Origin of the sequence: Anaerorhabdus sp. (assembly GCF_036637135.1) — a bacterium.
In the GTDB taxonomy this organism is placed as follows: domain Bacteria; phylum Bacillota_I; class Bacilli_A; order Erysipelotrichales; family Erysipelotrichaceae; genus Anaerorhabdus.
This window is the reverse complement of record NZ_JAVWNC010000027.1, coordinates 20,561-29,555: the sequence shown is the minus strand read 5'-3', so window position 1 is coordinate 29,555 and position 8,995 is coordinate 20,561. Positions and strand designations below refer to the sequence as shown.

General features: G+C 32.8%; 10 protein-coding genes. All 10 read right to left on the bottom strand.

Translation table 11 applies throughout. From position 1 onward, the window contains the following. Positions 1 to 1,834: polyribonucleotide nucleotidyltransferase (pnp, locus tag RR643_RS06630; protein WP_332482734.1), on the bottom strand; the 1,834-nt coding region annotated here is incomplete at its 3' end. Positions 1,835 to 1,990: 156 nt separating this feature from the next. Continuing rightward, positions 1,991 to 2,392 carry a hypothetical protein gene (locus RR643_RS06625; protein WP_332472283.1) on the bottom strand — a complete coding sequence of 134 codons (402 nt, stop codon included), beginning with the start codon at positions 2,390 to 2,392 and terminating at the stop codon, positions 1,991 to 1,993. After that, positions 2,389 to 2,610, bottom strand: a complete 222-nt coding sequence (locus RR643_RS06620; protein ID WP_332468630.1) for a helix-turn-helix domain-containing protein — start codon at positions 2,608 to 2,610, stop codon at positions 2,389 to 2,391. Before RR643_RS06620 ends, RR643_RS06625 begins: the two co-directional genes overlap by 4 nt. A 1-nt stretch (position 2,611) precedes the next feature. After that, positions 2,612 to 3,094: a DUF2975 domain-containing protein gene (locus tag RR643_RS06615; RefSeq protein ID WP_332468631.1), complete on the bottom strand. Its 483-nt coding sequence runs from the start codon at positions 3,092 to 3,094 to the stop codon at positions 2,612 to 2,614. A 120-nt stretch (positions 3,095 to 3,214) separates the two neighbouring features. Next, positions 3,215 to 3,598 carry a desulfoferrodoxin family protein gene (locus RR643_RS06610; RefSeq protein WP_332468632.1) on the bottom strand — a complete coding sequence of 128 codons (384 nt, stop codon included), beginning with the start codon at positions 3,596 to 3,598 and terminating at the stop codon, positions 3,215 to 3,217. 31 nt (positions 3,599 to 3,629) lie between these two features. Beyond that, complete coding sequence (locus tag RR643_RS06605; protein ID WP_332468633.1) at positions 3,630 to 3,890, bottom strand: GIY-YIG nuclease family protein; 261 nt, start codon at positions 3,888 to 3,890, stop codon at positions 3,630 to 3,632. Further along, positions 3,890 to 7,186, bottom strand: a complete 3,297-nt coding sequence (locus RR643_RS06600) for an FtsX-like permease family protein (protein WP_332482733.1) — start codon at positions 7,184 to 7,186, stop codon at positions 3,890 to 3,892. Before RR643_RS06600 ends, RR643_RS06605 begins: the two co-directional genes overlap by 1 nt. 1 nt (position 7,187) lies before the next feature. Beyond that, on the bottom strand, positions 7,188 to 7,889 hold the full coding sequence (locus tag RR643_RS06595) for an ABC transporter ATP-binding protein (RefSeq protein WP_332468635.1): 702 nt from the start codon (positions 7,887 to 7,889) through the stop codon (positions 7,188 to 7,190). 7 nt (positions 7,890 to 7,896) lie between these two features. Next, complete coding sequence (locus RR643_RS06590; protein ID WP_332482732.1) at positions 7,897 to 8,490, bottom strand: TetR/AcrR family transcriptional regulator; 594 nt, start codon at positions 8,488 to 8,490, stop codon at positions 7,897 to 7,899. A 98-nt stretch (positions 8,491 to 8,588) separates the two neighbouring features. Beyond that, on the bottom strand, positions 8,589 to 8,975 hold the full coding sequence (locus RR643_RS06585) for a Fur family transcriptional regulator (RefSeq protein ID WP_332468637.1): 387 nt from the start codon (positions 8,973 to 8,975) through the stop codon (positions 8,589 to 8,591). Between the last annotated feature and the right edge of the window lie 20 nt (positions 8,976 to 8,995).

The window sequence follows — 8,995 nt, the reverse complement described above, 5'->3', positions numbered from 1 at the left end:
TGTTTAGCATTTCTCTATCAAAGTGATAAATTACACAACGTCCATCATCTTCAATGTCAACCTTAACATCATTACATTCTGCAATGATTTGGTTAATCATTTTACCACCAGTACCAATTACATCACGAATCTTATCAGTAGGAATCGTCATTGATACAAGTTTTGGAGCATATTTAGATACATCTTCTCTTGGTGCATTGATTGCTTCCAACATGTTTTCCATGATTTGTAAACGTCCAATACGTGCTTGTTCAAGAGCTTCTTGTAAAATTTGTTTGTTGATACCATCAATTTTAATATCCATTTGTAAAGCAGTAATACCTTCTGTAGTACCAGCTACTTTAAAGTCCATATCACCATAATGATCTTCCATACCTTGAATATCTGTAAGGATAGAATAATGATCACCAAATGTAATTAAACCCATCGCAACGCCAGCAACTGGAGCTTTAATAGGAACACCTGCTGCCATTAAAGACATTGAACCAGCACAAATACTAGCTTGAGAACTTGAACCATTTGATTCAAGAACTTCTGCAACCGTACGAATAGCATATGGGAATTCTTCAACACTTGGTAATACTTGCGCTAAAGCTTTTTCACCTAATGCACCATGCCCAATTTCACGACGTCCAGGGTTACCCATACGTCCTGTTTCACCTACTGAATAAGGAGGGAAATTATAGTGATGCATGAAACGTTTTTCTTCAACTTCTGTTAAATCATCAATGATTTGATTATCACCTAAAGCACCTAATGTAGTTACAGATAATACTTGTGTTTCACCACGAGTAAATAATGCTGAGCCATGAACTCTTGGTAATAGATCAATTTGACTATTTAATGGACGAATCTCATCAAGTTTACGACCATCTGGACGAACTTTTTCAACTGAGATCAAACGACGTACTTCATTCGCTACGATTTCAGTACAATATTCTTTCGCTTGTTTAACTGTTTTTTCTTTTTCTTTATCAGTTGCATATTCTTTTGCTTCAAAAGCTGCAGCCATTTCATCAGTTATTTCATCAATCTTGCCATAACGCTCAAGCTTTAATTTAATTGAAACTGCTTCTTCTAAACGTTGTTTACCATTTGCATCAATGTATTCTTTAATTTCAGGAGCAATTTCATATAACGAAATTTCCATTTTTTCTTTAGCTACTTTCGCAAGAATTTCTTCTTGGAATGCACATAACATTTTAATATGATCATGACCGAATAATAAAGCACCTAACATTGCTTCTTCAGAAACAATTTTAGCACTAGCTTCAACCATGTTAATTGCATCTTTTGTACCTGCAACAGTTAAATGAATATCGGATTGCTCAAGTTGTTCAACTGTTGGATTAATAATATATTCGCCATCAATACGACCAACGATTACACCTGCAATAGGACCATTGAATGGAACATCAGATACACATAATGCACAAGAAGCACCAAACATTGCAGCCATATCTGCTGAACAATCTTGATCTACAGATAATACTGTATTAACAACTTGTACTTCGTTTCTGAATCCTTCAGGGAATAATGGACGGATTGGACGGTCAATCATACGAGATGTTAAAGTCGCATGTTCACTTGGTCTTCCTTCTCTACGTAAGAATCCCCCTGGAATCTTACCTACTGAATATAATTTTTCTTCAAATGTTACTGTTAATGGGAAAAAATCAGTATCTTTTGGTGTGTGATTAGCTGTTGCAGCCGATAACACTACTGTATCCTCATAACGAACAATGACAGACCCTCCAGCCTGTTTGGCGATTTCGCCTGTTTCTACGGTTAAATTTCTACCGCAGAAATCCATACTAAAGATTTCTTTAGACATTTACTTACCTCTTCTTCTTTTCTCTTCTTCTCTATATTAACCCATATATTTTAGCACATTTACTATAAAAGGAATAGGTTATTTAGAGATAATTGAAAACCTAAATAACCACAAAACATAGAAAAACAGCCTATTTTTTAGAATAGACTGCCAAGATTATTTTATTTCAGTTACTACAAAACCTTCATCGTAATTTCCTTCAATCCGATATCGGTATACTTTACCACCTTCAATAAGGACTGATATTTCGTTTTTGATTCTACCTGTACCTTTTTCTTTTCCTTGTACGATCAACTCAATGTGCAATTCTTTACCTATGTACTCTGGATACATTGGTAAATCGATTGATACAATTTCACCTGGTTTAAATGCTTTATCTTCTTTTGCCAAAGATACACATTCGCTATAGCTTTCAGTTTCATTAGTTGAACCATTGATACACAAAGTAAATACATTTTCTTGTGGTAGTTGAACTTTTAGTCTACATCTATTTTCCATATCTTGATTACAACCAAGAAGACGCAAACAAATCAAAAATAAAATAACTATTACTTTCAATGTATCTCACCATCATCCAGAATATACTCTAAGATATCTCCTGGTTGACAATTCAACACTTCACAAATCCTATTTAATGTCGATAACCGAACCGCTTTGACTTTACCATTTTTAAGCAAAGAAATATTAGCCATTGTGATACCTACTTTTTCAGTTAATTCAGTCACACTCATTTTACGTTTCGCAAGCATAACATCTAAATTTATTATAATCGCCATATTAAACCACCAAATCATTTTCTGCTTTTATTTGTACAGCTTGATCCAACAATTTTTCTAGAACTCCTGCAAATATACCAATAACAAATGGAACCATAGAAAAACAACCTAGTATCAATAACAATCCAGGTGCATCTTCAATATCCGCAACGATATAAACCAAAGGTAAAATAAATAGATATAAAATAGTAATTAAAATCGCACATTTTTTAATTATATTTAAAATCTTTACAGATTCTACTGAAAAAGCATTACCCTGATCAATTAAATTCAATAACACCATGAATTTATAGAGTGCAAAATAAAAGGGAATAAGCGTTGCATATGGAATTAAGATAACCATAAATCTTAGATTAGCGATAATTGGGTAAATCTCTCCTACTTTATTCGCGAATGGTGGGATAAAGAAAATAGACATCAACATCACAACAATTGCGACAATAACAATACAAGCTCTTAAAAATATCGTATTCATATTCTTCATATATAATCCTCATTTCAAAAACATTGTATCATATATTTATCGTTTTACAATAAATTTATGCTGTTTTGTAATATAAAAAGGTGATTTCAATTGAAATCACCTTGATATAATAAAATTAAATTATACTGAAGTCTTCCATAAACCATGAAGATTGCAATAAGCGTAAACTGCAACAACTTTTTCATCGTTTAAGAATTCAACGTAATTGTGTTCACCTGGTGCTAAATGTTGAACACGGAAACCTGATTCTGTTTCAAGGATAATCCATTCAATGTAGTGTTTTTCTTCCATTGGATGATCTACACTTCCTACACGAACTTCGATTTTGTTATTTTCTAAACGGTTAATTACTGGTAAATGTTTTTCTTGAGAAGCTTCAACCGTATTAGGTTGGATTTCTTTCATTGGTTCCCCACAACAAACAACCGGTACCCCAGCATCAGATAATTTAACAATTACATTATGACAATGTTCACAAATATAGAATTTTAGTTCTTTTTTCATAAAATTCCCTCCTCAATTGTATTATCACGGTTTATTCAATACTTTTCAAGCGATTTGCACTTACTATCATCATTTTTTCACTTCTTGATAATTGTTTTATCTCGTACTCTCTTCGCATCGCCTCACTTTTATCTTCAAATTCCTCAAAGTAAACTAGCTTTACTGGTAAGTGGGCTTTGGTATATTTAGCACCCTTACCCTCTTGATGCATTTGAATTCTATGCTTTATATCATTTGTCCACCCTGTATAAAATGACCCATCACCACATTCTAGTATATAGACGTAATTCATTATTCAACACTCTTCAATGATTCAACCATTTGAATTTTTCTTAATTTAAATGTCATGAAGAAATTTACGACAAGCGCAAAGAACATCGTTATCAATACCGAAAGGATTAAGCTAATAATCGTAACATCACGACCAAACATAATATAATCCATTTCAACCATTAAGATAATAAACTTATGTAAAATAACTCCTAACCCTAACCCAAAGATGGATCCTATGAATGTCAGTATTAAGTTTTCTTTGTAAATATACATATTTACTTCTTTGCGATTAAATCCCAATACTTTTAATGTTGCGATTTCTCTTTGTCTCTCACTTATATTAACATTTGTTAAATTACTTAATACTACAAACGCCAATAATCCCGCACATACAATTAGCACGACAACGACAATATTGAGACCATCTATCATGCTGTTAAAGTTATCCACAACATCGCCATAAAATTCGATAGACTCAACTCCCTCTAAATTACTTAGTGTTTGTTGAATATCTGCAGCTTGTCCATCAGTAACAATTTGAATTGTATTGATCATTGGTTTTAAATTGAATGCTTTTTCATATGCAGTTGATGTCATAAATACACTATGATTTACATACATTTCACATATGCCACTTATATTGAATTCCTTAACAATTTCATTTTCACTTTCAATCGAAATCTTATCACCAATTTTTACATTTAATAATTCCGCAAGCTTTTCATCAATAATAACTCCTTCATCACCCAAAGTAAGTGCATCACCTTTTCGTTGTTTGAGGTTATTCATTGTTTTCATATCTTCATCGTTTTGATATACATAAACGATTGCAACTTCATCATCATTACTTACTTGAACCTTTGCTTGATAGCTAGTAATTTGTATTGTGTCATTTACACCATTCATATCATCAATTTGTTGGTTGATATTATTAATTTCAGATTGGACTAATTCCTTTTCTAAAACTACCGCACCATCATATTTATATATTTGTTTGAATTGCTTATCAACAATTGTTGATATTGAATCCTTTATTCCGAATCCCGCTACCAAAAGCGCAGTACAACCAGCTATACCGATTACTGTCATAAAAAATCTTTTCTTATAGCGAATGATATTACGCGCTGTAACCTTAGATGTGAAAGAGAAACGATTCCAAATAAATGGGATACGTTCTAATAATATCTTTTTACCCATCGGCGGTGATTTAGGTCTTAATAATTGACTAGGCACTTCATTCATCGATTGGCGACATGCGAACCATGTTGTCAATACCATTACAGAAATAAATAAGCCATTTGAAATTAATATCAAATCCCAAGGAATATACAATTGAATTGGTGGTAAAACATACATCATACCCCATGCGTTATAAACAACTGCTGGGAAAATAAGCAACCCAACAACACTACCTAAAACACCTCCAAATATTGTCGCAAGTATTGCATAAATTAAATATTTCGATGCACATGCTAATTTACCATAACCCAATGCACGCAACACTCCAATTTGTCCACGTTGTTCATCCACCATACGTGTCATTGTTGTTAGACACACTAAAGCAGCAACTAGGAAGAAAAAGACTGGGAATACTGCAGCAATCGATTTCATTTGTGATATGGTATCCTTGAATGATTTTGCTGCAAAATTCATATCACGATTAAGTATAGTCCACTCACCAGTTTCTATACTTGCAATATCTTCTTTAGCTTTAACTAAATCAGCCCAACCATCATCTAATTCTTTTTGTCCTTTTTCTTTTTCTTCAGCAAATTTCTTTTCAGCATCTGCAAGTTCTATTTTTCCATCAGCTAATTCTATTTTTGCATCTGCAATCTTTTGTGTGGCATCTTTTTTTGTTTCTTCAAGTTCTAATCGTCCTGCCCAAACCTTGCCCGCTCCATCATCTAATATTTGTTTAGCACTGGACAGTTGTGCTTCACCGCTCGCAATACCAGCATCAATTTGTGCTATGCCTCCTTGAACTTGTTGAAGTGAAGTTAATATTCCTTTTTCCTTTGCAAGATCTGTTTGTAATGTTATCAATTCATTATTCAATGTATTCTTTTCATTTTCAAGATTCGTAATCTCGTTTGGATCACTTGTACTATTCAATAAATCATTAATTTCTTGAATGCGTGCAAGTTTAGTATCTATTGAACTTTCTAAACCTGTTACTTTCGATTGAGTTTGAGAAATCATTTCATTCAATTGTTCTAAACTACTCAACCCTATTTGAGTTAGTATACTATTTCTTTGTGCAAGTAACATTGGTTTAGTCTCATCATCAAATTTAGCTTTTTGTGATTTCCATTCAACTAATCCTTTTTCTAATTCCAATTGTGCGTTATCTAAACCTATTAATGCTTGTGCACTTTCAGTTTCAAGTTTTGCTTCATTATCAATGATTTCTTGTTCACCATCAATTAATTTTTGCTTTGCCTCTTTTATTTCTTTTTCAGCTTTTTTTATTTCATCTTCAAATTCTTTTTTACCATCTTCATATTCTTGTAAACCATCATTGTATTCATCCATTGCTTCTTTAAGAATCTTGTCTCTTCTTACTTGTGATTGTGTTGTCGCAAGAGTTTCAATTCTTTGTTCAACTGGATCAATAAAGTCCATGTATTCTTGACTAAATCCATTTAATTCTTTCGCACCCGCTACAGATAAAAGTACAGATGTATAATAATCTGTATTAAATGTTGATTCGGGAACAAACATATAAGTAGAAATAGGACGATTACTTAAAGTACTATTTGATTTCTTTCCATTCAAATACTCTGGTGTATCAATTAGTCCAACAATCGTCAGCTCATTAACATCCAATGTATCATTTAAATCATCATCGGGTCTTGTGATAGATACTGTTGTTCCTAATGGAAGTGCTCTAAATAAATTACCACCTGCTTCTGCAAGACATTCATTTTTATTTTCAGGTAAACGACCTTCTTTTAATACAAAGTTATTTAAAGCTTGGTCCTCTGTATATGATTGAACTCGAATAACCATATCGGTATCATTGTATTTACCAATAACATCCACAAACTTGGTACCTACTACTTGATCAATACCTTCCACTTGTTGAAGGGCATTTATATCATAATCTTCAAATCCAAATGTTGAATAAATTTGTAGATCCGTAAATGAATTTTCATCATTATATTTATCAACACTTACACTCATAATTGGCGCTGCTGCCGATACCCCAACAAAGAAGGCAACCCCTAAGGCAACTATCGCAAACAATGTTACGAACTTAGAAAATGTTTTTCGAATTGTTCGTAATGTATCTTTTAATAAATTCTTCGACATATTACCATTCTATCGTTTCTACATTTACTGGGTTTTCATTCACGGTAATTGAAGAAATTTTTCCATTCTTTACTTTTATAACTTTATCCCCCATTGGACATAGCGCAAGGTTATGCGTGATGATAACAACTGTCATTCCATGCTCACGACAAGTGTCTTGTAATAATTTTAGAACTTGTTTACCCGTATTGTAATCCAGTGCTCCGGTTGGTTCATCACACAACAAAAGTTTCGGATTCTTCGCTAATGCACGTGCAATCGCAACACGTTGTTGTTCACCACCTGATAATTGTGATGGAAAATTATCTTTACGATCTTTTAAACCAACTTGTTCAACCGTTAAGTTTACATCCAAAGGTTCTTTACATATTTGAGTAGCTAATTCAACATTTTCAAGTGCAGTTAGATTTTGCACAAGATTGTAGAATTGAAAAACAAACCCAATATCATAACGACGATAATCTGTTAATTGTTTCTCATTCATTTGATCAACACGTGCACCATCAACAATTATTTCTCCTGTTGAACACGTGTCCATTCCCCCTAAAATATTTAGTATTGTACTTTTACCCGCACCAGATGCTCCAGCCACAATTACAAACTCACCTTTATTGATTGAAAAATCAACTCCTGCAAGTGCTTCTATATCTACTTCCCCAACATGATATATTTTCTTTACATTTTTAAATTCAATATAACTCATATTTTCCTCATTTCCATAATACAATCTGTAAATACTTTAAGATAACTTGATCTAAATTCGTTTCTTTCTCTGGATCCGCTAACGCAATTCTAAAGCATTCTTGCATTCCTTTTACAACAGATGTTGAAATTAGTGAACATAGAAAATCCAAATCACTTGCATTCAGATCTGTCTCTCTATATTTCAATCCAGTTTGCAATACTTGTTTGATCCAAGCAGAAAATTGTTTCAATTCATTTGTGCTTGATATTAGAAGCATTGCACTTTTATGACGTCTAAAAATATCCGCAAGCCCCATAGCACATACTTCAAGATTTACATAAACTTCTTCCATATTAAGAACAGAAGTTTCCTTAAGTAATGATATTTGAGAATTGCTTACTCTTTTTAGTAATTCGTCTAAATCTATGAGCGCTGGTTCAACTATCGCCTGTATTAACGCTTCTTTATCACGATAATAACGATAAAGATTTCCAACAGTCATCTTTGCACCTTCAGCTATACGACGCATTTGAATACTTTGTATTCCATTTGCCATAATCTCTGCATCTGCTGCCTTTAAAATACTATTTCTGACTTCTTCTTTTAAGACTTGTGCCATTAGTAAACCTCCGTTCACTAATAAATAGTAAACCAGTGTTCATTATTTGTCAAATATTATTATGCATAGAAAAAGCAGATGAAATTATACTCATCTGCTTAAGATTTACGTTTTTCTAAACAATCAGAACATGTGCCATAAAACAAAGTAATATGATGATCTACTTTAAACTTTGGATTCAAGTCATCTAATGATTTATCATATGGAATTTCTGTATCGAATACACGATGACAGTCATTGCACTTGAAATGATAATGTTCATGTTGTCGATAGTCAAAACAATCAGCTCCATCAGGAATTTCAATATGCCCAATCTCGCCTAACTGTACTAGTCTTTTTAAATTACGAAATACAGTTGCCCGGCTAATTGAAGGCATGTGTTCCTTAACCTTATCATATATTTGATCACCAGTTAAATGATCTTTATTATCCATTATTACTTGTTTGATAATGTCTTTTTGATTCGTATTTCTTACCTCTTTCATGGAATATCACCTCGGTTTCA

Excerpts from the sequence above, each read along its gene's own strand:
- RR643_RS06610 (WP_332468632.1), bottom strand. The coding sequence starts at position 3,598 with ATGAAAAAAGAACTAAAATTCTATATTTGTGAACATTGTCATAATGTA.
- RR643_RS06585 (WP_332468637.1), bottom strand. The coding sequence starts at position 8,975 with ATGAAAGAGGTAAGAAATACGAATCAAAAAGACATTATCAAACAAGTA.
- RR643_RS06595 (WP_332468635.1), bottom strand. The coding sequence starts at position 7,889 with ATGAGTTATATTGAATTTAAAAATGTAAAGAAAATATATCATGTTGGG.
- RR643_RS06590 (WP_332482732.1), bottom strand. The coding sequence starts at position 8,490 with ATGGCACAAGTCTTAAAAGAAGAAGTCAGAAATAGTATTTTAAAGGCA.
- RR643_RS06615 (WP_332468631.1), bottom strand. The coding sequence starts at position 3,094 with ATGAAGAATATGAATACGATATTTTTAAGAGCTTGTATTGTTATTGTC.
- RR643_RS06620 (WP_332468630.1), bottom strand. The coding sequence starts at position 2,610 with ATGGCGATTATAATAAATTTAGATGTTATGCTTGCGAAACGTAAAATG.
- RR643_RS06605 (WP_332468633.1), bottom strand. The coding sequence starts at position 3,890 with ATGAATTACGTCTATATACTAGAATGTGGTGATGGGTCATTTTATACA.
- RR643_RS06600 (WP_332482733.1), bottom strand. The coding sequence starts at position 7,186 with ATGTCGAAGAATTTATTAAAAGATACATTACGAACAATTCGAAAAACA.